Below are 26209 nucleotides of genomic sequence, written 5' to 3'. Positions count from 1 at the left end.
TAGTGTTACCAACAATGCGTTTACCAAAAAAAATCTGACCTGAGCCAGATTTAATTACAGCTAAACGTTCATGATAGCAGTGTAAATTACAGTGCTACTACGTTTACAGCTGAAGGGCCTTTCTGGCCTTGTTCGATGCTGAACTCTACGTTCTGGCCTTCATCAAGAGTTTTGTAATCAGTGCCCTGGATTGCAGAGAAATGTACGAATACATCTTTGCTACCGTCAGCAGGAGAAATAAAACCAAAACCTTTACCAGCGTCAAACCATTTTACTAAACCAGTCATTTTATTAGACATAGAGATATTTCCTTCATTATTTGTGCCAAAACGTGGCAATTGTGGTCTGCTGATCAAGAGTTACTTATGGGGGCACTAAAGAAGGAAATTCGTCGGAGAAGTGATGTCTAAAAATATCGCTTTAACTAGGAACTGCTTTACTTAAATGGCTTACATAAATAGGTCTGTGCTACAAACCGATGAAGCTATTAACGCATGCTGAGATATTAATAGCAAGCCTTATTTATTTTGAGTATTAATGAATGATAAAAACAAATTGTGCATAAATTATGATATACCCTAAATAATTCAAGTTGCAGGAAGGCGGCAACGAAATGAACCCATGGAGTTGAGATAACTCAATGACTTGGGTGAGTAATGGCAGCCAACGCACATGCAGTTTGAAGTATGACGGGTATAAAACCAACGGTCATACATCGCCCGGATGCATCCTGTGCCGGGCTAGAAAGACAGATTCTAGCGGGTGAGGTTATGCTCAGATTTCGTTATAATGCCAATGAAAATCGGAAGCCGTCATAAAGGAAAAGCAATGACAATGCGTGAGCTTGAAGTACAGTTTCTTAATGCAATGAGTGAGTTGCAGTCAACTTTTGAGAAACAGCACCAGACATGGCAGGCAAGCTACAATGCATTAAAACATGAACTGGAGCAGTCAAAAGCACGGGAAACAGCATTGCGTGCTAAAAATGATATGTTGCTTAGAAAGCTTAACACCGCAAACACCTTGCCGGAGCAACATTCATTGGTTCGGCAAATTAAAGTGCTGGGTGCGCATCTTGACGCTCTGGCGAAAGATGCTGCCGCTTTTAATCATCATCTGAATAACCAGCAAAAAAATAGCGATAATTTCAGTGGCGATAACCCTTAAACACTTCGTTGATTTTATCTACTCAGGCGTCTTAACAGCCAGATAATTTTACGTTGTCAATTACACCTTTTATGGCGCAAAGAAACACTCAATGACGTGGATAATTATTGCTGTTTTGATCGTAGTTTTTATTGTCGGCTACCGTGTGTTGACATCCGATACCCGTAAAGCGGTGGATACACTGGCCAATTTACTGAAGATAAAACCGATTTATATTGAATCAATGTTGCAAGAAATGGGGCAACGCCAGACACAAATGTTTATCCGCTCCACCAGCAATGGCTATGCCGAGGATGTGAGAAAGGCAGCTTATCTGGTCTTTATTTACCAAACCTTTATCAAAGATCCTTCCGACGAAAATGTGATGCAATGGCGCAATACGCTGATTCGCTCACATATATCCCCAATGCTAACAGCCGAACATACCGAAGCGGCTTTGTTCTATTTCGCAGAACTGGATTTAGATGCCTTTGAATTGGCGCAATTCCGCCGACAGTATAATATGCAATTTAATCAGGAAGCAGACGCCGTATTGCATTGATTCTGGCACTACGGCGCGGTGAAATTTATTGCGCCAAGGTGGGCTAGTTTTACGGGTACATACTGTTTAGATAGCGCAATAGCATTTCTCTTGAGCTAAAACCGTGGGCAATACCATAGCGGTCGTCAGCTTCACCGGCCAGATAAAGCGGAAACTCGACATACTTATCACTGATACGAATAGTTGCCGTTGGTGTGGCAAATAGCAAGCTTTTATCTTTTTGCGCGGGATGAATAACCAATGCTGTCCTGCCCATTCGGGCTTCGCGGTTAACATAAACGTAATGTTCCGCTTTGCGATAACCGTAAGCCTGATCCACTGTATAATCCCGATCAAAACCGGCATTCTCCAGGACCTTAGCCACTTCATCTGGCCGTAAATACATTTATTTCCCCTCTTTTTGACTGCTATTGAGCGACCTTACCGTAATAAATAAGGGAAACCACGTATTTATTGGCTCAAAACGACTATTTCGGAATAGTCCACACACCGGCGAGCCAAACAACACCATTTTTACCCGACTGGCGCGTTAATAATCCGTTGCTGGCGTGGTAGTGTCGCCATAGCAGTCGCATACCAAAACCGCCCGTAGCGGGTGAGCCGCCACAAAAGAGGGCTAACTCAGTTACGGATAATAAAATCTTATTCAGCCTCCCGTGAGGGCCTGTTTTCACGCCATTGCGATGGGGTCATGCCCTTAACTCGCATAAACTCGCGATTGAAATTGGATTTAGTCTGAAACCCCGCCTCTAGCATAATATCGATCACCGGTAGCCCCGTACGCATCAATAGCATCGCGGCATGATCGACCCGCAACTGATTAACGTATTGCGAAACATTTTGCCCCGTTTGCTGATTAATCGCCTGCGACACTTTGCGCGGGGCAACGCCAACTTTGCGCGCCAACGTTGACAAGTTGAGTTGGCTCTCCAGATACAGATTATTTTTCTTTAAGGTCAATAAGATGATAGAGAAAAGTGCCTCCAGCGATTCAGCTAATGGCTTATCATCCGTTACCGCCAACTCAACCGTCGGCTCTTCACGATGTGCGCTGGTCGCCAGGGTGTAGCACATCGCCAACGTAATCAGAAGATTACTGAGGCTGACTATTAGCCCAGCCTGATTTCCGGCAAAAAATGCATAGTCGGCGCTGATAATGATATCGCCCACCCCCGACCCAATCAGCAAGATAGCCATAAGAAGCCATAAGCGGTAGCTAAGCCAACTTTTTTCCACAGCGATCTGTTGCAAACGATCCTCACCAGGACGCAAGTAAACCAGCACCGCAAGGCCATAAGACAAATAACTGATAATGACCATTGCATCGAGCCACTGCGGCGCGATCCAGACACAAATTGCCGTACCGATAGGGCCTAAAGCATGTATCCCAGGCTGGCACATACCCACCCTTCTCTCCTCGGCTGTACTGCGGAGTGCTAAATAGGTCAGCGGTGGGATAGTCATAGCGACGATAGGTTGTAAGCCATTAAACAGGGCAAGATGATAGCCGTAGCGCAAGCCAATCAACCCGCTTTGTAATGCACAAACCAGCAATAGCAGCAGTAAGAATCCGCTCTGCTTACCGGATTTAATCAAATGATAAAACAAACCAATACATAAAATTGATAACAGAAAAGAGACGGGGATCAGTGGCATAACCCTTGCCTTAACAAGTGGATATCGTGAATAACGGTTTTGTAGTGTAGACAGCCAGATAAGCGAAAACAAGCAGGTTCAGGGACTGGATCATGATCGAGGTCGCGGCTAAATTCCCTTCCCTCTAAGGTGACACAGAACTCAATCAGTCAGGATATTAAATCATGAAAAATGCTGTGCTGTGCTTCTGTTTTTTGCTGTTTTTCCCGATGGTCAGTTATGGCTGGCAAACAGCGGTTACTCACGTTTCATTCAATGACACTCAACGCCAGCGCCAACTTGATAGCTTAATTTATTATCCAACGGCGAAACAGGGAACAACAACCCTACTGGCTGATAACGCCGTCTTCAACAGTATCTCGGTTTTACCTGACGCCCCCCTTGCCGCAGGCCAGTTCCCATTGGTTGTCCTCAGTCACGGCAGTGGTGGAAACAATACCAGTATGGCGTGGTTGGCAGATAAGTTGGTACAGCAAGGAATGGTGGTAGTCGCAGCCAATCATCCGGGTAGTACCACTGGCAACTCAATACCGGCTGAATCAGCACAGCTATGGTTACAAACTGAAGATATCTCTTTTATTATTAGTGCACTACTGTCTGATTCACGCTGGAAGTCGGTACTGGATAATCAACCTGTTGGGGTCATTGGCCATTCGAAAGGGGGTTACAGTGCCATTGCGGCATTGGGTGCAACGCTTTCATTTCCACGTTTCATTGCCGGCTGCCAACAGCAACCCGAACAAGCCAACTGCCAGTTTTATACCCGTGCGGACGTAAAATTAAAGGCACTTCCAGTGCGGAAATTTGAAGGGAATTATGCCGATAAACGTTTACGTTTTGCGGTCGCTTTGGACCCCGGCATGGTGCCATTTTATCAAAACAGTAGCTTGTTTCATTTAACAGCCCCACTGCTTCTGATTAATGCTCACTATTTTATCTCACCGAATATGGCATTAAATCTGGGCGGGAGTGAATGGATAAAGCAGCTTAATCCGCCGGGTATAACCACTAGAACCTTAGCCCACAGCGGCCATTTCGATTTCCTGCCAACCTGTAAACCGACAGCCCGCGCAGTTCTGGCAGAGGAAGGCGAAGACTTTATCTGTGCAACATCAGTGACAAAAAGAGAAAAGTTACATCAACAAACGGTTCAACAGATCGTTGAGTTCCTTCATCAACAACATATTTTGCGCTGATATTGCAACACTATTAGGGTGACGCCACATGCCATCCAGACTCTGCGAGACTAAATAAAGGTGTCGGTAAGAAACAGCGCACAGGCAAGTGATACACCACATAGGGTCATCACACTGAAAATCAGTTCAAACAGATAACGATTGATCATGATGGTTAGCCTATAAAAAAAGACACCCGGCATTAACCGGGTGTCTGGAATTGGCTAGACGGTGCGGTACTCAATGGCCCGCATTCCGGCATAATTATGCTGCTGGAGCTGTTACTGATTTTTTAGCGGCTTTCTGGTGTTTCTTAGCAGCCTGAGCTTTCTGAGCTGGCGCTTTTTTCACTTGTTTTTTAGCAGCCTGTGCTTTTTGAGCTGGTGCTTTTTTCACATGTTTTTTAGCAGATTGTGCTTTTTGTTCTGTGGTTTGTTTGGTTGCTTTATGTTTTTTATGGTGAGTTGCTTTAGCTGGTGCTGCGTTTTCTGCGACAGGAGCAGCAGTAGTGCTGGTTGCAGTTGGTGCTGCTGTAGCGGCTGCAGTAGTTTCAGCAGCGAAAGCAACAGAAGACAGACCCATGGTTGCAGCAACGATCAGCGCTAATACTTTTTTCATTTTAAAATCCTCAGAGTTTGTTTCGCTAAGCCCCCTGTGGGGCCGTTGGAAGAATCATAGAGGAATCAATTTTTCCTTTCCGTGAGTCATTGGTTTCGTAAAGTAACCAAATGTACAAAGTAATAGTGATTGTTATTTACGCTACGCATCATGCTTCACATTATTTAAAAACAATTCGCGGTGCGGCAGTTTCATTGTGGTTAATTCTCCGCTCGCCCTCGGATTAGTCCTGAAGCACATGTCACAGCGACTTGATGGTCTATGCTTAATGTTCATCAGGCAAAATGGAGCGTCAAATGTTCAAGAAATCAGAAAAAATTGAAAGAGATCTCAATCAGGACGTGACCCTTCTGGCAGATACTCTCGACAATGTCTTGCGTTCATCAGGTGAGAAAACCAAAGAGGAGCTGACCAAGGTGCGCCACAATGCCGAAGGTGTATTACGTGATGCACGAGCACGTTTCAACGGTTCGACCAGCCTAAAACAGCATGCACGCGATGTTGCAGGTAACGCAGATGACTACATCCGCGACAAACCATGGCAAGGTGTCGGTATTGGTGCTGCGATCGGTATCGTACTGGGTGTGCTGTTAGCACGCCGTTAAAAATAATCTGATAGCCAATACATCGCCGGTATTTTAACACCCTCATTGCTGTGTCTACTTGTGTTAATAACGATATCTGGCGGTTTGGTTAATTGGTGGCCCGAGTGATACTAAACTCACTGCGGGCCAGCGCCTGAACCACCAACCCTTGCTGTCGCGCCCACCTTGCTACGGCATAATCAGCAAACCCCTTACCCAGTCGCGCCAGCAGTTGTACTCCTCCAGCTTGTTGTTCAACCTCAACCCCCCCTACCAACTGACGCCTCAGACTTGCCGATAGCATCTCACGGTGCCCCGAGTTGGTGGCCCTATCTCTGACTTGCTGTTGAATCATCAAAAAAACTACATATAGTGTGGTTGAATTAAATAAACACTAGATATAGTATTCATTTAATCACCTACGGAAATGAAACCGCAGTTGATTATCAGAGGCAGGTGGTCACAGCGCATCAACAACTCGGCTAATCCGCCTTTTCTTAACATAAAAGGTAAATACGAATCATGATAATTATTATTTACAGTAAACCTGATTGTGTCCAGTGCAATGCCACTTACCGCGCATTTGACAAACAAGGAATAGCCTATCAAACAATTGATTTAACAGAAGATTTACAAGCATTAAATCATGTGAAATCTCTTGGCTATCAGCAAGTGCCGGTGATTATTGCAGGTAATGAGCATTGGTCTGGCTTCCGCCCTGACAAAATTAATGCATTGGTTCAGGCCGTCAGTGCCTGATAAGGGTAGCGACATGAATCCGCTGGTCTATTTTTCCAGCTCTTCGGAGAACACTCACCGTTTTGTCAAAAAGTTAGCACTCCCGGCAATACGCATCCCCATTGCCGGTGCGCGAGGGAAACTACAACTTGAGCAACCCTATATTTTGTTAGTACCCAGCTATGGCGGCGGCAGCCCGATAGGAGCAGTACCGATACAGGTTATTCGATTTCTAAATGATCCACACAACCGTTCATTGATCCGCGGCGTTATTGCGGCGGGTAACACTAATTTTGGCGACGCCTATTGCCTGGCAGGGAAAATCATCTCCCAAAAATGTCAGGTTCCTTATCTGTATCGCTTTGAACTACTGGGTACAGCAGAAGATGTGGCAAATGTGCGCATGGGAGTAACTGAATTTTGGCAACGACAAAACTGAATATCACTGAACCATCCAGCAGCGAGCTTGATTATCACTCGCTGAATGCGATGCTGAACCTCTATGATGCCGATGGACATATCCAGTTTGATAAAGACCGACTGGCGGCACGCCAGTATTTCTTGCAACACGTGAATCAAAACACCGTGTTTTTCCACAATTTGCAGGAAAAACTCGATTATCTGGTCGAAGAAGGATATTACGAGAAAGAGGTACTGGAAAGGTACGATTTCAGCTTTATCAAAGGATTATTCCAACAGGCCTACAGCAAAAAATTTCGTTTCCCTACCTTCCTCGGTGCATTTAAATATTACACCAGCTATACCCTGAAAACCTTTGATGGCAAACGTTATCTGGAACGCTATGAAGATCGTGTTTGCATGGTGGCGCTGACTCTGGCAGCAGGCAACCCGACACTGGCGCAGGAACTGGTAGAAGAGATAATCTCTGGCCGATTCCAGCCAGCAACGCCGACGTTCCTCAATTGTGGTAAAAAACAGCGTGGTGAGCTTGTCTCCTGCTTCTTGTTACGTATTGAAGATAATATGGAGTCAATTGGCCGCTCCATTAACTCAGCACTGCAATTGTCCAAGCGTGGCGGCGGGGTCGCTTTCCTGCTAAGTAATATTCGTGAAGTCGGTGCGCCGATCAAAAGAATTGAAAATCAATCCTCCGGCGTCATCCCGATCATGAAAATGCTGGAAGATGCCTTTTCTTATGCTAATCAGTTGGGTGCACGGCAAGGTGCGGGAGCGGTATATCTCCATGCCCATCATCCTGATATTTTACGTTTTCTGGATACCAAACGCGAAAATGCCGATGAAAAAGTTCGAATTAAAACCCTCTCCTTAGGCGTGGTTATCCCGGATATTACCTTTGAGCTGGCGAAGAATAACGAAGAAATGTACCTGTTCTCTCCTTACGATGTAGAACAGGTTTACGGTGTACCAATGTCAGAAATCAGTATTAGCGAAAAATACCGCGCGATGGTCGATGATAAGCGTATCCGCAAAAGCAAAATCAAGGCGCGCGAGTTCTTCCAGATTCTGGCCGAGATCCAGTTTGAATCCGGTTACCCCTACATGATGTTTGAGGACACGGTTAATCGCGCCAATCCGATTAAAGGCCGAATCAATATGAGCAATCTGTGCTCAGAAATCTTGCAGGTTAATTCACCAACCGAATACAACGACGATCTTAGTTATCGCCATATCGGCAAAGATATCTCCTGTAACCTTGGTTCGCTGAATATCGCGCATACCATGGATTCACCAGACTTTGGCAAATCGATTGAAACCGCTATTCGTGGGCTGACTGCCGTGTCCGATATGAGCAATATTCGCTCGGTGCCCTCTATTGAGAAAGGTAACCAGGAATCTCATGCTATTGGCCTCGGGCAGATGAATCTGCACGGTTATCTGGCCCGCGAACGTATTTTCTACGGCTCAGAAGAAGCGCTCGATTTTACCAATATCTACTTTTATACCGTGGTATATCATGCCCTCCGTGCCTCAAACCAACTGGCAATAGAGCGGGGTAAGCACTTTAAAGGCTTCGATGAATCAGATTATGCCTCAGGTACTTATTTCACTAAATATATCGAACAGCGCTGGCAGCCTAAAACCGCCAAGGTGCAGGCACTATTTGCTCAGGCCGCTATTGTACTGCCCGATCAGCAGGACTGGGCCGCATTACGCCAGTCAGTGATGGAACACGGTATTTATAACCAGAACTTGCAGGCAGTACCCCCTACCGGTTCTATTTCCTATATCAATCATTCGACATCGAGTATTCACCCGATTGTCTCGCCGATTGAGATTCGCAAAGAAGGCAAGATTGGCCGGGTATATTATCCCGCACCTTATATGACTAACGATAACCTTGAATATTATCAGGACGCTTATCAGATAGGGCCGGAGAAAATCATCGATACCTACGCGGAGGCAACACAGCATGTCGATCAAGGGCTATCACTGACCCTGTTCTTCCGTGATACCGCCAGCACCCGCGATATTAATAAAGCGCAAATTTATGCCTGGAAAAAAGGGATTAAGACCATTTATTACATCCGGCTGCGCCAGATGGCACTTGAAGGCACGGAAGTCGAAGGCTGTGTTTCTTGCTCGCTGTAATGCGCGGCACTGAATGAATAAAAATGGTTGATAAGGAAAATGATATGAGTGCAGTAAAACCGATAGCGCACGTCAGTGCCATTAACTGGAATAAGATTGAAGACGATAAAGATCTGGATGTATGGAACCGCCTGACGGCTAATTTCTGGCTGCCAGAAAAAGTCCCACTATCAAATGACATTCCTTCTTGGGCAACGCTGACACCTAATGAACAACAACTTACGATTCGGGTTTTTACCGGCCTAACACTGCTGGATACTATTCAGAATACCTTGGGTGCACCGGCACTGATTAAAGATGCAATCACCCCTCATGAGGAAGCGGTATTCTCGAATATTAGCTTTATGGAGGCGGTCCATGCCCGCTCTTATAGCTCTATTTTTTCTACTCTTTGCATGACATCTGATGTGGACGACGCCTATCGCTGGAGTGAAGAAAATGGCCCACTACAAAAGAAAGCCGATATTATCTTACAGCACTACCATAATGATGACCCACTGAAGAAAAAGATAGCCAGTGTATTTTTGGAATCATTTTTATTCTATTCCGGCTTCTATTTACCGATGTATTGGTCCAGCCGGGCTAAATTAACCAACACGGCCGACCTTATTCGATTAATCATCCGCGACGAGGCCGTACATGGTTATTATATCGGCTACAAATTTCAGCAAGGGTTGGAAAAAGTCGATAATGCTCGCCGTCAGGAAATAAAGAACTTTGCCTTCGATCTGCTGCAAGACTTATATGACAATGAAGTGCGTTACACCGAGGACCTGTATGATAAGGTCGGCTGGACCGAAGATGTCAAAAAGTTCCTGCATTATAATGCCAATAAAGCATTAATGAATTTAGGTTATGAAGCCTTATTCCCGGCCAGTCAGGCAGCGGTCAGTCCGGCGATTCTGGCGGCATTATCACCAAATGCAGACGAAAATCACGATTTCTTTTCCGGTTCAGGCTCCTCTTATGTGATCGGCAAAGCGATTAACACCGAAGACGAAGACTGGGACTTTTAAGCTTTCCCCGCCTGCGCCTCACCCTCACTTTTATGGCATAAAAATGAGGGGATCCACACCCACTGGCAGTCACAGCGAGGCTGCCGTTTATTTTGTGATGATTTAAAGCCTCAGTCACCTCGAAAACAATTCACAGCACCGTCTGCGTTTTACCTCCTTGATGAACAGACCCATAACTAAAAACTGAAATTTTCATCTCACCGCTCATTTAGGCGCAGGCCAGTGTATAAGGGGGATTCAGCGTATATATTGCGACGATAAAAATGTGATATCAGCGTGCTGAAGAGCGCCTAAGTCCAAGACTAAGCAGAGGCAAAGATCGGAGAGATATAATCAATAATGACATAAGCCATATATTGGATATACCGGGACAACATTCACACCATTAACTCACTAATTAGAGTTAACTCGGCCTATCGATATTAGACGAGACACGCACATCAAAAAAACACAATATTAACGCATGTAAATTAACAAGTTTAAAAGATATATACTGAGATAAGGACTATTGCAATTCAGATTATAAGAACATTGAGGGTTGTCTCAGATTCTCACTGTGTTAGGGTATATGGCGCTCTATTTTTTCATCAGGATAAACATTGATCGAATAAACATAATTCAAAATTGACAGAGGAATACACCAACTGCATGGCAATTAAACTCGAAGTAAAAAATTTATATAAGATATTTGGTGAGCATCCAGAACGGGCTTTTAAGCTGCTTGAATCAGGTAAGAATAAAGAGCAGATATTTGCCAAAACTGGTTTGTCCGTTGGCGTTAAAGATGCCAATCTGGCCATTGAAGAAGGCGAGATATTCGTCATCATGGGGTTATCCGGTTCCGGTAAATCCACCCTGGTACGCCTTCTCAATCGTCTGATAGAACCCACCCGTGGAGAAGTACTGATCGATGGCGAAGATATTGCAAAAATATCTGATAGTGCCCTGCGCACCGTTCGCCGTAATAAGATCAGTATGGTCTTTCAGTCCTTTGCATTAATGCCCCATTTGAATGTTCTCGATAACACCGCATTCGGTATGGAGCTGGCTGGCGTCCCTTTGCAGGAACGTCACGACAAAGCGCTGGAAGCACTGCGTCAGGTGAGTCTGGAAAGCTATGCCCACTCCTACCCCGATGAACTTTCCGGCGGGATGCGTCAGCGCGTCGGTTTAGCCCGTGCGATGGCCAATAACCCTGACATCTTATTAATGGATGAGGCCTTTTCGGCGCTAGACCCCTTAATACGAACAGAAATGCAAGATGAGCTGGTCAAATTACAGGCCAAACATCAAAGGACCATTGTCTTTATCTCTCATGATCTGGATGAAGCCATGCGCATTGGTGATCGTATCGCCATTATGCAGGGCGGCGAAGTAGTACAAGTCGGCACCCCGGATGAAATACTGAATAATCCGGCTAATGACTATGTGCGCACCTTCTTCCGTGGCGTCGATATCAGCCACGTCTTTAGTGCCAAGGATATCGCGCGCCGTCGCCCGGTATCGTTAATCCGTAAAACCCCGGGTTTCGGCCCGCGTTCGGCGTTAAAACTGCTGCAAGACGAAGACCGCGATTATGGCTATGTGCTGGAACGCGGGCAGAAGTTTATTGGCGTGGTATCGATAGATTCACTGAAAAAAGCCTTGTCTGAGAGCCAGTCGCTGGATAGTGCCTTACTGGCCGATCCGGCACCGGTTCCCGCAGATATGCCCCTCAGTGAGTTGATTTCACTGGTTGCCCAGGCGCCGTGTGCGGTCCCTGTGGTCGGTGAAGACAACAGTTATATCGGTATTATTTCCAAAGCCATGCTGTTGCAGGCCTTAGATAAGGAAACGCCAAATGAGTGATCCAATTCAAAACAGTACCCCTGTAGACAGTAACCCTTGGGCGACGGATGCGGCGGTTTCAGCAGCACCGGTAGCTACGGATACTGCCCCTCAGACACTGTCAGCCGCTGCTGACCCGTGGGGAGCGAGCATGGCCGAGGGTAGCCATGCCGCAAGCAGTGCCAGCCATGAGGTTGCTTCTCAGGCCGTTCAGAGCACTGCGACACAAAGTACCGATTGGTTGAATAGTACTCCGGCCGCTGCTCCCGAACATTTCAGCCTGATGGACCCGTTCCATAACACTTGGGTGCCACTGGATTCCTGGGTCACTCACGGTATTGACTGGGTTGTGCTGCATTTTCGCCCGCTGTTCCAGGGCATTCGTGTGCCGGTTGATTTTATTCTCAGTGGCTTTCAGCACCTGCTACTGGGCATGCCAGCACCGATCGCGATTCTGGTTTTCGCACTGATCGCCTGGCAGTTCTCCACCTTAGGAATGGGCGTGGCAACCCTGATCTCACTGGTGGCTATTGGCGCTATTGGTGCGTGGTCACAAGCGATGGTGACACTGGCACTGGTTTTGACTTCGTTGTTCTTCTGCATTCTTATCGGGCTACCGATGGGGATATGGCTGGCACGCAGTAATAATGCCGCACGTATAATTCGGCCGTTACTGGATGCCATGCAGACTACACCGGCATTCGTTTATCTGGTGCCCATCGTTATGCTATTCGGTATCGGTAACGTCCCCGGCGTGGTCGTGACTATCATCTTTGCTCTGCCCCCCATTGTCCGGCTGACTATTTTGGGCATTAAACAGGTACCAGAAGATCTGATCGAAGCCGCTGAATCCTTTGGCGCTAATCCACGCCAATTACTGTTCAAAGTGCAGTTACCGCTGGCGATGCCAACCATCATGGCCGGTGTCAACCAAACCCTGATGCTGGCACTGTCGATGGTGGTTATCGCTTCGATGATTGCTGTCGGGGGCTTAGGTCAAATGGTACTGCGCGGTATTGGCCGCCTTGATATGGGGCTGGCCGCCGTCGGTGGTGTCGGTATCGTGATTCTGGCGATTATCCTTGACCGCCTGACCCAATCATTAGGCCGTGATCGCCGTACCAAAGGCATTGGCCGCTGGTATGCAGCCGGCCCGATTGGGCTTATCACTAAACCATTTCGAAATACTAAGTAATTTCAAATTATTACGCTCAAATTTAAGCGTAATTGTCACAGGCAGTTTGGACATGGGCAGCGCGCAATCACCGCAGGTGCGTTGAGCGCTGCCCCGTTCAAAATGGCAAGTAAAATAGCTTAAAAAGGAACAACTATGCGTTCGACAGGAATCTGGGCCTTGGCCCTCACCACACTGATCAGCACTCAGTTATCCGCCGCAGAATTACCGGGCAAAGGCATCACTGTCCAGCCACTGCAAAGTACCATTTCGGAAGAGACCTTCCAGACCTCTCTGGTCAATAAAGCCTTGGAAAAACTCGGTTACGATGTCCAACCGACCAAAGAGGTAGACTACAACGTTGCGTATTCAACTATCGGCGCAGGTGATGCCACCTATCTGGCGGTTAATTGGGTACCGCTGCATAACGACCAATATAATGCGGCCGGTGGCGATGCCAAATTTTATCGTCAGGGTAATTATATTGAAGGGCTGGCACAGGGTTATCTGATTGACAAAAAAACCGCTGATAAATACCACATTACCAATATTGAGCAGCTAAAAGATCCGAAAATCGCCAAATTGTTTGATGCCAATAACGATGGCAAAGCCGATCTAACCGGCTGTAATCCGGGCTGGGGTTGTGAAGCACCGATAAATCATCAGATCAAAGCGTATGGTCTGAGCGATACCGTTACCCATAATCAGGGTAACTATGCCGCGATGATTGCCGATACCATTACCCGTTACAAAGAAGGCAAACCGATCCTGTATTACACCTGGACACCTTATTGGGTCAGTGATGTATTGGTACCGGGCCGTGACGTAGTATGGTTGCAGGTTCCTTTCTCTTCCCTGCCGGATAAAACTATCGACACCAAGCTGTCTAATGGTGCGAACTACGGCTTCCCACCAAGTGTGATGCATATCGTGGCTAACAAAAAATGGGCTGAAGCTAACCCGGCTGCCGCTAAGCTGTTCTCTATCATGAAATTATCGATTAATGATGTGAATGCGCAGAACATGCGGATGCACGCAGGTGAATCGTCAGATGCCGATATTGAACGTCATGTGAATGGCTGGATTCAGGCTCATCAGGCCACCTTTGATGGCTGGGTGAAAACTGCCGCGCAAGCGGGTAAAGTCCAAAACGCGCAGTAAGTAACCAAGGACAGACACTTTCGGTTATTTTTGAAGTTGCTGACAAGGAGCCAACGGCGCAGAGAATAGGCAGATCATAAAGACGCCATATTCCCTTTTAGCAACGACCACCTTGTTGGTTTGAACCGCGCCATCCGTGGCGCGGACGCTTTACTTACCTGCTTATCGTGGCGGCTTATGATCTATGGTTATAGAGATCAAAGAGTCCTCGAACACGCAACATAGAGCTGACTCGCCGAGAAGTAGCCGGACATGTTGCCAACGCTGAGGAAGACGACGTACCGGCTGCTGCTGCCGGTACCATACAGTTCAAACGCCCAATGGTAGTTGCTGACCCAACCGGAACCTGTGTAGTCCGCAACACCTAAACTCCCCCACTCATCCCAAAGTCTGCCATCAGGTGCGCGCGTTCCATTTGTTCCTGTCGCCGCATTCGTCATTTTTAAATAACTTGGCACTCCGTAACTCGCCCCTAAACCGGCACAATAGGAATCAGCCTGGGCTGCTGTCATTTTGTTACTCCCGTTGTTCACAAACCAGGTGCCAATGGTGAATGAGTAAGGTGTAACTTCGTTCGTGCGCGTATCAGTAATGGTGATATTTACGGTTTGTGCGGACGCAGGTTCAGCGACGAATGTGACTACACCGGTTGCGGGGTTAACAGTGACCCACGGTGCCCGCGGGTCAGCAGCGAAAGTGTAATTGCTGTTCCCGCTGGCGCTGGTCCCGTTCATCCAAAACTGGAATGTGGCCTGACTGAAGCCGGTTTTTGGGAAGCCAGAGTCTAAGGCGAAACTGGCCCCATTTACCCGCACCACCGGTAAACTCGCAGGTACCACAAGTGTGTATGTGGCGCTGCTGAGGGTACTGGGGCTGCTGGTTGTTGGGGCCCCTGTGAGCGAGGAGACTGCTATCGGGGCACTGGCAACCACGGTCAGTGTTTTGCCTAAAAATGACGCACTGAACGGTGCCGCCAGTTGTGCTGGTGTGAGCGCCACATTGTTGTACTTCCAGACCCAGGTCACGGCGGCGGTATCCAGAGAGGCACTTAACCCCGTATCACTGTCCTGGTCTTTCAATATCAGGCCGGATGCAGAAAGCCAAAAATCATTGGGTTTATGGGCTGTTCCTACTACTACATTTTGGGTCACAGCCGTGGTTCCCCCCGGGAACATCACATTGAGTAATCCCGTTGCAGTGGGAGGCCGCCCCTCAATGGTGCCTGTGGAGTGAGTCACTTTTGCCCAAACTGTCGGGGCGCTTATCGCCACCAGTATCAGCCCCACCAGCGTGGACACCGTACCTGGCCGGTAGCAGCGTTGTCGGTGTGCCCTAATGTACTGTCTGTCAGCATCAGAATAGCAGGTCTCGTTTTTCATGATTGTCATCCTTCCCGGTCTGCCTGCTATGTGCCCAAAACAATGGCTATCTGAACACTCGTCTAAGCGCAAACGCTCAGATAGCCCCTGTAGTGTCTGTCTTGAATATCGGTAAAAACAGGCCCCGAAAGGCCTGCCAGAGAGTAAAATCCTTTACTGTTTGGCGTTGTAATCGACCGCCAAACCAAAGCCCTGCACACCGTCTGGTGACACAACGATCGCCTGAGCCGCCACATTTGCCGGTACCACGAAGTTAGCATCTGGATTGAACAAGGTTTCCGGGGCTGCAGTATGGGTGGTTGCACTGCTCCCGGTAAGTTTCCATTTGTAATTGACAGTACTGGTCAGGTCGGTAGTGCCATCTGACCCGAACAGTTTGAACTGATAGGTCGCACCGACTTTCAGTTTGATATTCGCATTCTCTTCGGCAAGCAGGTTGGTGGTGAAACCAGTATCCGTGGTTGCGTAAATAGCCGGGATCAAATCGGCCCCCGGTCCAACGGGTTGGTCAGGAACCGTCGTTTCCCCACCTCCGCCAGTATCGGTGCCGCCATCGGGTCCCGGAGTGATAGCGCCCGGTTTAGAGACATTGTCATAGGTAAGGGTGTAGCCGGTATTTAGGTCACCCGTCACGGATGTCTCCGTGATGACTGCTTTAATGATGGCCCCTAGCGCTTCATCGGGAATGACAACTGCGCTGCTGCCGCCTGCACTATCGGTGGTATCGCCAGCCAGCGCATTGGTAATCCCTGTGGTGATTTCTACCTGCGGGGCCGTACCGTTGGCGGGCACGTAGTACCAGTGTACCGTGGTCGTGGAGTTATCCGCATCACCATCAGTATCAGTGTATTTGTAGGTCATGGTGATGGTGTCACCGGTGACCGGCATCAACGGGTTAGTACCATTGGTCGCAAAATCCACTGCGTGGATGTCAGCACCACTGGCAGATTTCAGCACCGGAATAACGCCCCGAATAGTGCCAGTCGAACCAGTCACTACCGCATAGGCACTGGTAATGGTGCCCGCGGCTATCATCAGTGCCAGAGCGACTTTCTTTAATGTAAATGTACGGGTCTTGGTGATTCTCATCTTCTGCTTTCCTTATAGAACAATGTGCACACTGATTATGCGGTGACACCATCAGTCACTGTTGTAGCGTCGTTATCCGTGACCATAGCGGCCAGGTACTTTTGTCCGCTCGGTAACACACCCGATGCAGCCCTTGGCCAGATGGCCTTACTCGAAAGTCACCTTCAGACTGAACCCCTGATCCCCCGGAATGGCCCCTGAGCTTGAAACACTGTTGACCGGTACGGTATAGCTATGAGTAGTCGCCCCTGATATCGCGCGGCCAGACAGTACTGCCGGTGAACTGCTGCCTGCCGCAGCCGCATTACTGCCGTCCAGTTGCCATTGAATGTGGCTCACCGTCGCTGTCAGGTCAGCTTCTCCCGCGTCCCATACCCCGTTACTGTTGCTGTCATCCCAGGCCCGGAACACATACGTGGCCCCCACGGTCGGGTGGACCGTCGTTGAGCGAGCGTAATCGATAGCCCCACTGCCTGCCCCCGGTGTGTCCGACGCCAGGAATATCCCGCCACTGATACCCACACCCGAGACAACCGGCCCCGGCGGAGTCAGCGTACCGCCGCCGCCCGTGCCGGTTGCGCCACTGGTGTCCAGCACCAGAATCGACTGCTGGCCGCGCAGCGGCAGACCGGTTTGGGATTGCTCCCAGATTTCCACTTTAATGGCCGACGCACCCAGTGCGCCCGCCGGAAGGGTGATGGTCGAGGTAGCCGGCGCACCGTCAATGGCGGCTACATTGGTCATGGCCGTTATCGGCACATCAGTCCCGTTCAGGGTGTAGTACCAGACCACCGTGGACAGCGAATCATCCACATCACCCTCCGCATCGGTGTAGTGATAGGTCATCACCACTGTGTCACCGGTAGACAGCGCACCTTGGCTGGCAAAAGTCCCGCTAAAATCCACCGTGTGCGGCAGGTTGTTTGACGCACTCAGCGACGGGGCGCTGCCCTGGGTAGCGGTGGTGGTCGGCGTACTGCCCGCCCAGACCGGATTGAGCGTACTGCCCACCAGCATCAATGCCAGTGCCACGGCATTCAACCGCAGGCTTTTTTTCATGTGTGTGGTCATTTTCATGGTCATCGTTACCCTGCATTCACTGAGGAGCCCGCATAAACGGGTCAGTAATTCACTTTCAACCCAAAGCCCTGATCACCGCAGACCACACCGCTGTTACTGCTGGCGTTAGGTCGCGGGGTAAAGGTGTACCCGGTCATGCCGGTATCATGGTTATCCAGGGTAATGGCACACCCCGCCGTATTGGTCCCGTCCAGTGCCCAATGCACCTCGTCCGCCGGAAGAGTCTCCGTGACATCCACATCATTCTCGTCAAACAGCACCACGGTATAAGTCACTCCCACCTGCGGTGCGTTGTGGGTCGTGAGTAAATCTTCCCCCGCCGGATCGCGAATTTCGGCGCGAGCCACGACAGTCTCCATCGGCGACGCAGACGTGAACGTGATGGTTTTCGCGTTGGTCACACCGTAAGCCCCGAGGTCGGTGGTAATAATAAAAGTCCCTGGCTGATTGCTTATCAGCGAGTTGACATAGTAAGTGATGCCATCACGTACCTCGGTCGCGGTATGCACTACCCGCAGGCAGGCGTCAGGAAAACCGTCCTCATCGGTCGGGCAGGTCGGGCCCGTCACCAGCGGCACTACCGCCCCGGAGTAGAGACTTCTGGCGACCCAAACCGGCGCTAATGCCGCGTCGTTGATGGATTTTCCCAGATGGTCTTCCAGATGCGCCGACAACTTCACTGCGTCAGCATCCAGACCTGTGGCGGGCATCGCGCTGTCGCCATCGATGAACAATCGCCCAAGGCGTTGTTGTCCGACCCGGATTTCCACATCATTTGAGGTGGCCTGATGGCCTTTCTCGTCCACGATACTGATGGACAGGGTGTAGAGGTTGGTGGCCCCCGGCGTGGCGTCCCATGCGGGTAGTGTGATTTGCCAGCCCTGCGGGTTATTGGCCCCGGCCGTGGGCACCAGCAACAGCGGCACCGCATCACCGTGCCAGCTCACACTGGTGATGCGGTATTTGCTGCGTACCAGCGGTTGCATCATGTAGACATCGCCTTCCAGTAACGTCATTGGCACCGCCGCCAAGTCCAGCGACAGCACGGCTTTTTCTTTGTATTCCAGTACGATATCGTAGTTACGATCCACCAGGTCATACCGGCTGCCTTTCAGGCTGCGCATGGCCGCCACATTGCCTGGGTCCAGTTGTTTCTCCAGTGCCGTGCCTATCTGGTAGCTAACCTGCAGACCCAGCTCGGTATTGTTCTTGCCGTCTTTGCCCATTTTGTGGCTCACCTTCAGGGTGGCCAGCGGGAACGGGGTGTAATCCACACCCACGGTCACCGCATGGGGGTCTTTTTGCAGGTTATCCTTGCCGAACAGCGCCACTTCATCACCGTAATACTGCTCATACACGGCAGAGGCCCCTAACTGCTGATAGGCTGGCAGGTAGCCCTGAGCGTGCACATCAAAACCCCGTGCTGGCCGTTCCAGATAATCGTCAAAATCTTTGGAGTCTTTCCAGCCGGACAGCGGGTGATAATAGTTGCTCGCCAGCTTGAGGTTGTCGGCCCACCACTCCAGCCCCAATCCTAATCGGCTGTGATTGCGGCTGATATCCTGGTCAAGGAAGGTGTTGGCACCGAACAGCCAGTCGCCCTGATCAAAACGCACCCCGGCCCCGAGATTACCAATCATCCGGTTATCCTGACGGTGCACCCCCACCTGGGAAAACGCCACCATGGCGTCGTTCTCATACCATGGCGAAAAAAGTGAGAAGGCACTCTTGCTGAGGCTGCCGTTGTCGTCCACCGCCAGATTGACCTGGGCCTTGCCGAACTTGCCCAATAATTCCTGGGCCTGCTGGCGCAACGGGTCAACCACCTGTGCCTTGGCCTGGCCTTTCGCCCAACTTTCGGCCTGATTTTTCATCTGGTCGCTGGTCATGTTGTTCCAGTTCTGCGCCCCGACAGCGTGCGCGGCAGCCGCCGTTTTTTGTTCACCACTGCTCACCAGCGGAACGGGGTCATTACCCATACCCAGCTCCGGCAGGTTACTGGCAATGGCCTTGCCCGCCAGCGGGTCGAGCGGAAACAGAGGGGAATTGGCGGGCAACAGCAGGCTTTCACCGGCATTCAGCTCATCGCGCTTGTCCAGGCTACCGTTATTGAGTTTGCGCAAGGTGCGCAGGTCCAGACCACTTTGCAACGCAATCTGATAGAGACTGGTACGGCTTTCCACCGTATAAATACGGGTAGGAGAAGACTCGGCGTACCCCATCTCGGGTATCAACCCGCAGGACAGCACACCGCCCCCGATAAGCAAGGTGGCAATAATGGACAGTCTGATGGGTTTTTTCATTGACGCGTTCCCTAGAGACGGTGATACCGCCGGACCTGGCAAACTAAAATAAGCAATAGTAAACAAAAGAAACGGTATTCCCCGCTTGCAGGGTTATTGTTAATTTATTTGTCATCGCTATTACGCGATAAAACATACCGCTGCCTGTGGAAAATAATCCATGAGTCACGCATCCAGAATAAACTGACGCGGCAAAGTTAATTAATAAATGAATATGATTTTTCTTAACCAGACAAAATAACGTTAGCGCCAAGCTTTTATGAGTTCCTTACAGAAAAGCAATCTGTTGCAGATATTATTTCAGACAGACTATATCTTCTAATTTACTTTTAACAAAATATCACACCGAAATTACCATATAGATAAAAAATCATTAGATTGTTAATTAATCTCCTTGGCTTGCGAAATAAAAAACCACAAACACAAATAAACACCGATTTATATAATGCATCAGTAGCGAGGAACGCCATTTAAAACCCAACATTCACTCATTTGTTTAAAAATTAAGAATAAGAAAACAGTTCATATAACACGAGTTAGCACTCTTTAACCACATGTCGAAAGGGAATAAAAACAACATGCTTTACAACAAGTTACAAAATAATACTGAATTACCCCGATAAAAAAATCATTATTAAATGTATTTATTACAATGTAATCACTTTATTTCCACAATTAAAATCTGAAATTTCCCACAAAGAAATAGAAAAAAACACATTTTTTGCCATGTTTTATGGCTTCCCTTCTATTCTGAGAGCAACAGGCAAAAATACCCCAGGTGATGCTTTCGTTGAACAACAATATCGCATACGGACTGAATAACATATAAGTGAGGTTTATTCGAAGAGAACCAGAGTTAATGATGCTGTATTCCGGTTATTTAAGAGTATTTCGGATTATCTATTAAAGATACGTTTAACTCATGGGCTTGCTGGAATTGACTAATTCGATAGTAGGGCTGGGTATTGTACTATTACTGAATCTGCTGGTTTAACCAGACGTTATGTTTACCCCGTGTTCAGCAGAACTCAATTTAGGTTGAACTGTTTTATACATCACGGGGCTGTAAATAGGATAAAAGGGAGTGGCTATATTCAGTTGCTACGCCCTTTTCAAGGCATAAGCATCATCTGACATATAAATTACGCTAGCGGCGTTTAGTCATAATGCTGCCAATATTAAATACTGTTTTTTTGGCGCAAGTATTCACTGCGGGGAAAGATAAGCACAAGTGTAAGATCTGTGGGGTTTACCCTGAGCCACAGTTACCGATGAAAGCCGTTCGCAGATTGGGAATGCGTGTCGTTTTTACTGGGCGGTAAAGTTCCCCCAATAATGTCACGAGACAGTTACATGATCGACCACAAATAAAAAACCCCAGTCTGTTTATAAGACTGGGGTCTGAATGTTGGCGGTGCGGACGGGACTCGAACCCGCGACCCCCGGCGTGACAGGCCGGTATTCTAACCGACTGAACTACCGCACCACGCTGCTGTTCCGGTTAAGAACGAGGCAGATATTACGTATAGAACGCAATCTCGTCAACATTTTTTCCAGCAAAATAAGCCGTTTGCACAGTTTTTCATCTGGAAGTCGTTTTATTCTGCATTTGCACTATCTTCCGATTCAAGCGGCATCCGCCACAAACAACTGCCGCCCTTCTTCATCACCAAATCCAAACGCGATTCATGGGCTAGCAACTCATCTTCAGCCGCATAAATTATTTTCAACTCAGATGCTGGTCGGGTAATTCGCTGAATATCTTCGGAAGAATCATTTTGCGACTGATCGCCTTCCATAGAGAAAGACAGTGACGTCTGACCGCCAGTCATCGCCAGATACACTTCAGCCAGAATTTCGGCATCGAGTAATGCGCCGTGCAGCGTTCGCTTGGTATTATCTATCAGATAGCGATCGCACAACGCATCAAGGTTATTACGCTTGCCTGGGAACAGACGGCGCGCCAATAACAGGCTATCAGTGATAGTACAGAAGGTTTCCGTTTTCGGAATATCCTGCTGCAACATACGGAACTCGTAATCCATAAAGCCGATATCAAACGCCGCATTATGAATGACTAGCTCAGCACCACGGATAAAATCCAGAAACTCAGGCGTAATATCAGCAAATGTGGGCTTATCCGCTAAAAACTCATCACTGATACCATGGACACCGTAGGCCTCTGGGTCGACCAGACGATCCGGTTTCACATACACATGGAAGTTTCTGCCGGTCAAGCGGCGGTTGATCACTTCAACAGCACCGATCTCAATAATCCGATGGCCTTCATAATGAACGCCCAGCTTATTCATACCGGTGGTTTCAGTATCCAGAACAATCTGTCTGGTCGGTGTAACTTGCATATTGCCAGTGCTCATAGCGCTCGTTTATGTCAGACTTAACGTTTAAACAGATAGGAAGAGTCTACCAGAGATGACTAAACAGGTAGAAATTTTCACCGACGGATCTTGCCTTGGCAATCCTGGCCCCGGTGGTTATGGCGCAATTATGCGTTACAAACAACATGAAAAAACCTTTAGTGCTGGCTACCGTTTGACAACCAATAACCGCATGGAACTGATGGCTGCTATCGTCGCCTTGGAAGCGTTGACCTCACCTTGCCAGGTGACACTGAGCACTGACAGCCAATATGTGCGTCAAGGTATCACACAGTGGATCCACAACTGGAAAAAGCGCGGTTGGAAAACCACGGATCGCAAACCGGTACGTAATGTCGATTTATGGCAACGGCTGGATCTGGCAATCCAAGGCCATACCGTACAATGGGAATGGGTCAAAGGCCATGCTGGCCATCCTGAAAATGAACGCTGCGATGAACTGGCACGCCTTGCGGCCAATTCACCGACACAAGACGATATTGGCTATATCCCCAACTAACTCTTCTTACCTGACGTTGCCACGGCATTAGTGGCTTTCATACACCGAATCAAGGTTGGTCGCGATAACTTTTGGTTGCGCCAACCGCACGGCTGAACCAAGGCTTACGTGCACCAAACTTCATCGGATTGAATGTCAAAGGTATAGTGCGCTTACGGGCCACAATCAGGCTGACACACCCCAATGCATGTAGATGGGTGCTGATAAAGCGCCCACCTTCTTTATGCCAGGGTAAAACGTGAAAGCACGACATATGCATAACTTCATAGTTCAGTAGGCTCAGCCAATCCAGCAAGCGCATCTGAGTAAACATTCGGCTAACGTAGGGCTGGCGCTGGCGTAATAGTGGTACCAGCTTGCCAGCACCCAATATACTTATCGGATTGAAGTTACTGATAACCAACCAGCCGTCATCGATAAGCACCCTATCTACCTCACGCAAAATACGATGTGGGTCAGTGGCATAGGCTAAAGAGTGGGATAACAGACAGGCATCTACTGATTTTTCGGCAAAAGGTAACTGGTATGGGCTGGCCAGCACCTGCATATTAGTACCTTGTTCCCCCACATTAACCTGATGGGAGATAGCACATTTATCGCTGGCGATTTCCGCACTTAACTGGCCTATTTTCAACAAATGAAAACCAAAGAACTTCGGCCACCAAGGTTGTAATTGCTGTTCGAGCGCTGCGCGATAATACTCCCCCCAAGGTAACTCAGCCCAGGATGTGGGTGCATCGATCTGTTGGTGTGTTTGCGCTGGTTTCATGTTTCTACCCAATAGATTTCAAAGTGCAGGAAGGCGGCAAGCAAGTGAACCTCAAAGAGGCTCATTAATCCCGATGAGCTGACACTCGTAAGTGATGCGGATGAACGAGAGTAGCCAATACACCTGCGATTTGAAAGATGACGGGTATATTATCTTCTTTCAAGCTCAAGCGGTTGCCAACAAAAGAGGTATCCAATGAATCTTATCAGTATTCCGGCGTTTCAAGACAATTACATTTGGCTATTGGCAAACCCACAAAAACACTGCGTTATCGTTGATCCGGGGGAATCCGCTCCGGTACTGGCAGCAGTGGCCCAAGGCCAATATATCCCTCAGGCTATCTTGCTTACCCATCACCACAACGATCACGTCGGTGGTGTGGCGGAGTTACGCCGCCATTTCCCCGATATTCCCGTCTATGGCCCGCAAGAAACAGCGAATAAAGGTGCGACAGTTATCGTAAATGGGGGTGATCACCTGACAATTGGCGGCCAAAACTACACCATTATTGCCGTCCCCGGCCACACCCTTGGCCACATTGCATACTACAGCGAACCTTATCTTTTCTGCGGCGACACGCTTTTTTCCGCTGGCTGCGGCAGACTGTTTGAAGGTACACCTGAGCAAATGTATGCGTCAATTCAACGGCTCGCGCTACTTCCCGATGAAACCTTAATTTGCAGCGCGCATGAATACACTCTCGCAAATCTTAAGTTTGCCCGTTTCATTTTGCCCGCAGATGAAGATATTGCTAGATATCAACAACAAATCATGCAATTACGGGCAAAAAACCTACCTAGCTTGCCGGTAAAATTGCAATTTGAACGCAAAATTAATGTTTTTTTACGTTGCAATGACATTGATTTACAAAGGAAAATAGGCGTTATCTCGCCACCAAGCTCACTTGCTTCAGTTTTTTCTGAATTACGCGCCCAGAAAGACCGCTTCTGAGCTTTTAGTTGTGTTTTTTGTCGAAGCAAAGTATGATTGGTCGTCTTTTAAGCAACTGACATTGACACACACATGAAGACCAAAGCGATATTTCTCGCCTCAGTCTTGCTTGTTGGGTGCCAGACGTCCAGGCAGGACGTACAGGTTCCCGTACAGCATGCACAGAGTTTGTCTTCAGCAGGTCAAGAGAGTGAAGCAGGAGAGTACACAAATAGCGCCCGAGAGGGCAACGCGCGATGGCTTGATAGTGAAAGTGGCCTCGCGCAGCAAGATTTGTGGAACTTCATTAGCGACGAGCTGAAGATGAAGGTTCCGGAAAATTCCCGGATCCGTGAACAAAAACAAAAATACTTAAAAAATAAGAGCTATCTCCACGATGTAACATTACGGGCAGAGCCGTACATGTACCTGATAGTCGAGCAAATTAAGAAACGTAAGATGCCGATGGAACTGGTACTGCTACCCATAGTGGAGAGCGCTTTTGACCCACACGCGACATCATCCGCCAATGCCGCAGGGCTATGGCAGATAGTGCCGAGTACAGGTCGAAACTATGGCTTGAAACAAAACCAATGGTATGACGGCCGCAGAGATGTGGTTGCTTCTACCAAAGCAGCGCTTGATATGATGGAGCGCCTGAACGACATGTTTGACGGTGACTGGTTGTTAACAGTCGCGGCTTATAACAGTGGTGAAGGCAGAGTCATGCAAGCGGTGAAAGCGAATAAGGCAAAGGGTAAACCGACTAATTTTTGGGCATTGTCGCTTCCACGTGAAACGTCAATTTATGTTCCTAAAATGCTGGCCTTGGGTGATTTAATCAAGAACAGCAAAAAGTACGGTATAAACTTGCCAGAACCCGACAAAGACCGTGCATTAGCACGTGTTGATGTAGGTCAGCAGATACAGCTAACTCAGGCGGCTGAGATGGCGGGGATGTCACTTACTAAGTTGAAATCCTTTAATTCTGGGTATAAGCGCAATGTAACGGCACCTGATGGACATGGTCCTCGTTATATTATGTTGCCGAAAGCCCATGCTGAGCAGCTTAAAGATTCATTGGCAGATACTGATATTGCCGCCGTTCAACCAACCAAGTTGGCACAGAACAGCTCAAAATCAGCATCAGGTTCGCAGTATAAAGTTAGCTCCGGCGATACTTTATCTACGATTGCCAAGCGGTTGAATATCAAGACCAGCGATTTGCAGAGTTGGAACAACTTACGTGCCAAGAGCACCTTAAAAGTTGGGCAAACCCTGCAACTGGCAAGCAATACAAAGACCAGCAACAGCATCACCTATCAGGTTCGTAAAGGTGATTCTTTTGCCAGTATTGCCAAGCGTCACGGTGTAAACACCGACGATGTGATGCGATGGAATTCGGTAGTCAGCAAGGCTAATAGTTTACAACCAGGCTTGAAATTGACGTTGTTCGTTAACGGCAAATCAACCCCGGATACGTAGAGTCAGAATCGCGATTAAAGCTGTTAAAAAGCACCCTTCGGGGTGCTT

Annotated in this window: 25 protein-coding genes, 1 tRNA gene and 1 pseudogene; 15 read left to right on the top strand and 12 right to left on the bottom strand. The window is 48.4% G+C overall.

The genetic code is table 11. The features are described from left to right. Positions 1–86: 86 nt before the first annotated feature. Complete coding sequence (cspE, locus tag EL015_RS05075) at positions 87–299, bottom strand: transcription antiterminator/RNA stability regulator CspE (protein WP_005275958.1); 213 nt, start codon at positions 297–299, stop codon at positions 87–89. Positions 300–828: 529 nt separating this feature from the next. Between cspE and EL015_RS05070 the strand changes: the two genes are divergently transcribed. After that, the gene (locus tag EL015_RS05070; protein WP_032907551.1) at positions 829–1167 is read left to right on the top strand and encodes an MbeD/MobD family mobilization/exclusion family protein; all 339 of its coding nucleotides are present in this window, start codon (positions 829–831) and stop codon (positions 1165–1167) included. A gap of 91 nt (positions 1168–1258) precedes the next feature. Next, a complete protein-coding gene (locus EL015_RS05065; protein WP_005190710.1) occupies positions 1259–1708 on the top strand; it encodes a DUF1198 domain-containing protein in 450 nt (149 codons plus the stop codon). Positions 1709–1757: 49 nt separating this feature from the next. Here the strand turns inward: EL015_RS05065 and EL015_RS05060 are convergent, their stop codons facing one another. Both EL015_RS05060 and EL015_RS05055 read right to left on the bottom strand, forming a co-directional pair. Further along, positions 1758–2093, bottom strand: a complete 336-nt coding sequence (locus tag EL015_RS05060; protein WP_005190713.1) for a DUF2002 family protein — start codon at positions 2091–2093, stop codon at positions 1758–1760. Between the two features lie 257 nt (positions 2094–2350). Continuing rightward, complete coding sequence (locus tag EL015_RS05055; protein ID WP_005190716.1) at positions 2351–3364, bottom strand: helix-turn-helix domain-containing protein; 1014 nt, start codon at positions 3362–3364, stop codon at positions 2351–2353. A 164-nt stretch (positions 3365–3528) separates the two neighbouring features. Here EL015_RS05055 and EL015_RS05050 point away from each other — a divergent pair, with 164 nt between their 5' ends. Further along, positions 3529–4560, top strand: a complete 1032-nt coding sequence (locus EL015_RS05050) for an alpha/beta hydrolase family protein (RefSeq protein WP_005190722.1) — start codon at positions 3529–3531, stop codon at positions 4558–4560. A 243-nt stretch (positions 4561–4803) separates the two neighbouring features. On the opposite strand, the gene asr is transcribed toward EL015_RS05050, so the two are convergent. Further along, entirely contained in the window at positions 4804–5157 is a 354-nt protein-coding gene (gene asr / locus EL015_RS05045; RefSeq protein WP_005190730.1) for an acid resistance repetitive basic protein Asr, read from the bottom strand. Positions 5158–5453: 296 nt separating this feature from the next. Here asr and EL015_RS05040 point away from each other — a divergent pair, with 296 nt between their 5' ends. Next, the gene (locus tag EL015_RS05040; protein WP_032907552.1) at positions 5454–5762 is read left to right on the top strand and encodes an ElaB/YgaM/YqjD family protein; all 309 of its coding nucleotides are present in this window, start codon (positions 5454–5456) and stop codon (positions 5760–5762) included. Positions 5763–5850: 88 nt separating this feature from the next. Here the strand turns inward: EL015_RS05040 and EL015_RS05035 are convergent, their stop codons facing one another. After that, positions 5851–6096 carry a hypothetical protein gene (locus tag EL015_RS05035; protein WP_032907553.1) on the bottom strand — a complete coding sequence of 82 codons (246 nt, stop codon included), beginning with the start codon at positions 6094–6096 and terminating at the stop codon, positions 5851–5853. 167 nt (positions 6097–6263) lie between these two features. Here EL015_RS05035 and nrdH point away from each other — a divergent pair, with 167 nt between their 5' ends. The 7 genes from nrdH (at position 6264) to proX (ending at position 14228) form a co-directional block, all read left to right on the top strand. Further along, a complete protein-coding gene (gene nrdH, locus EL015_RS05030) occupies positions 6264–6500 on the top strand; it encodes a glutaredoxin-like protein NrdH (RefSeq protein ID WP_005190740.1) in 237 nt (78 codons plus the stop codon). A 13-nt stretch (positions 6501–6513) separates the two neighbouring features. Next, positions 6514–6918, top strand: coding sequence for a class Ib ribonucleoside-diphosphate reductase assembly flavoprotein NrdI (gene nrdI / locus EL015_RS05025; RefSeq protein WP_005190743.1), 405 nt, complete (start codon positions 6514–6516; stop codon positions 6916–6918). Then, the gene (nrdE, locus tag EL015_RS05020) at positions 6900–9050 is read left to right on the top strand and encodes a class 1b ribonucleoside-diphosphate reductase subunit alpha (RefSeq protein ID WP_032907554.1); all 2151 of its coding nucleotides are present in this window, start codon (positions 6900–6902) and stop codon (positions 9048–9050) included. The genes nrdI and nrdE overlap by 19 nt, the downstream gene beginning before the upstream one ends. A 44-nt stretch (positions 9051–9094) precedes the next feature. After that, complete coding sequence (gene nrdF, locus EL015_RS05015; RefSeq protein WP_032907556.1) at positions 9095–10066, top strand: class 1b ribonucleoside-diphosphate reductase subunit beta; 972 nt, start codon at positions 9095–9097, stop codon at positions 10064–10066. Positions 10067–10714: 648 nt separating this feature from the next. Beyond that, positions 10715–11914, top strand: coding sequence for a glycine betaine/L-proline ABC transporter ATP-binding protein ProV (gene proV / locus EL015_RS05010; RefSeq protein ID WP_005190752.1), 1200 nt, complete (start codon positions 10715–10717; stop codon positions 11912–11914). Continuing rightward, positions 11907–13088 (top strand): glycine betaine/L-proline ABC transporter permease ProW, encoded by a 1182-nt coding sequence (proW, locus tag EL015_RS05005; protein ID WP_032907558.1) that lies wholly within the window; start codon positions 11907–11909, stop codon positions 13086–13088. Before proV ends, proW begins: the two co-directional genes overlap by 8 nt. Before the next feature lie 135 nt (positions 13089–13223). Further along, on the top strand, positions 13224–14228 hold the full coding sequence (proX, locus tag EL015_RS05000) for a glycine betaine/L-proline ABC transporter substrate-binding protein ProX (RefSeq protein WP_005190772.1): 1005 nt from the start codon (positions 13224–13226) through the stop codon (positions 14226–14228). A 197-nt stretch (positions 14229–14425) separates the two neighbouring features. Here proX and EL015_RS04995 read toward each other — a convergent pair whose 3' ends face one another. The 4 genes from EL015_RS04995 to EL015_RS04980 all read right to left on the bottom strand — a co-directional run bounded on the left by EL015_RS04995 (position 14426) and on the right by EL015_RS04980 (position 20079). Next, positions 14426–15607, bottom strand: coding sequence for a hypothetical protein (locus tag EL015_RS04995; RefSeq protein ID WP_032907559.1), 1182 nt, complete (start codon positions 15605–15607; stop codon positions 14426–14428). 153 nt (positions 15608–15760) lie between these two features. Beyond that, positions 15761–16696, bottom strand: a complete 936-nt coding sequence (locus tag EL015_RS04990; protein WP_005190777.1) for a SinI family autotransporter-associated protein — start codon at positions 16694–16696, stop codon at positions 15761–15763. 147 nt (positions 16697–16843) lie between these two features. Beyond that, positions 16844–17773 (bottom strand): SinI family autotransporter-associated protein, encoded by a 930-nt coding sequence (locus EL015_RS04985; RefSeq protein WP_126286775.1) that lies wholly within the window; start codon positions 17771–17773, stop codon positions 16844–16846. A gap of 44 nt (positions 17774–17817) precedes the next feature. Continuing rightward, positions 17818–20079 carry an inverse autotransporter beta domain-containing protein gene (locus tag EL015_RS04980; protein ID WP_005190784.1) on the bottom strand — a complete coding sequence of 754 codons (2262 nt, stop codon included), beginning with the start codon at positions 20077–20079 and terminating at the stop codon, positions 17818–17820. Between the two features lie 849 nt (positions 20080–20928). On the opposite strand from EL015_RS04980, the pseudogene EL015_RS22160 reads away from it, so the two are divergent. Further along, positions 20929–21073: pseudogene (locus EL015_RS22160) on the top strand (GntT/GntP/DsdX family permease); the annotation flags it as partial. 415 nt (positions 21074–21488) lie between these two features. Here EL015_RS22160 and EL015_RS04970 read toward each other — a convergent pair. Beyond that, a tRNA-Asp gene (locus tag EL015_RS04970) sits at positions 21489–21565 on the bottom strand. Positions 21566–21677: 112 nt separating this feature from the next. Continuing rightward, positions 21678–22442, bottom strand: a complete 765-nt coding sequence (gene dnaQ / locus EL015_RS04965) for a DNA polymerase III subunit epsilon (protein ID WP_032907573.1) — start codon at positions 22440–22442, stop codon at positions 21678–21680. Between the two features lie 70 nt (positions 22443–22512). On the opposite strand from dnaQ, the gene rnhA reads away from it, so the two are divergent. Beyond that, the gene (rnhA, locus tag EL015_RS04960; RefSeq protein WP_005190796.1) at positions 22513–22977 is read left to right on the top strand and encodes a ribonuclease HI; all 465 of its coding nucleotides are present in this window, start codon (positions 22513–22515) and stop codon (positions 22975–22977) included. A 49-nt stretch (positions 22978–23026) separates the two neighbouring features. On the opposite strand, the gene EL015_RS04955 is transcribed toward rnhA, so the two are convergent. Next, positions 23027–23746 (bottom strand): class I SAM-dependent methyltransferase, encoded by a 720-nt coding sequence (locus EL015_RS04955; protein WP_005190798.1) that lies wholly within the window; start codon positions 23744–23746, stop codon positions 23027–23029. A gap of 195 nt (positions 23747–23941) precedes the next feature. On the opposite strand from EL015_RS04955, the gene gloB reads away from it, so the two are divergent. Then, on the top strand, positions 23942–24697 hold the full coding sequence (gloB, locus tag EL015_RS04950) for a hydroxyacylglutathione hydrolase (protein ID WP_005190801.1): 756 nt from the start codon (positions 23942–23944) through the stop codon (positions 24695–24697). A 72-nt stretch (positions 24698–24769) separates the two neighbouring features. Next, positions 24770–26161, top strand: coding sequence for a murein transglycosylase D (gene mltD, locus EL015_RS04945; protein WP_032907560.1), 1392 nt, complete (start codon positions 24770–24772; stop codon positions 26159–26161). The last annotated feature ends 48 nt before the right edge of the window (positions 26162–26209 follow it).

The organism is Yersinia intermedia, assembly GCF_900635455.1.
GTDB classification, from domain to species: domain Bacteria; phylum Pseudomonadota; class Gammaproteobacteria; order Enterobacterales; family Enterobacteriaceae; genus Yersinia; species Yersinia intermedia.
Note: the sequence above shows the minus strand (reverse complement) of the source record. Positions and strands in the feature narration are given on the sequence as shown.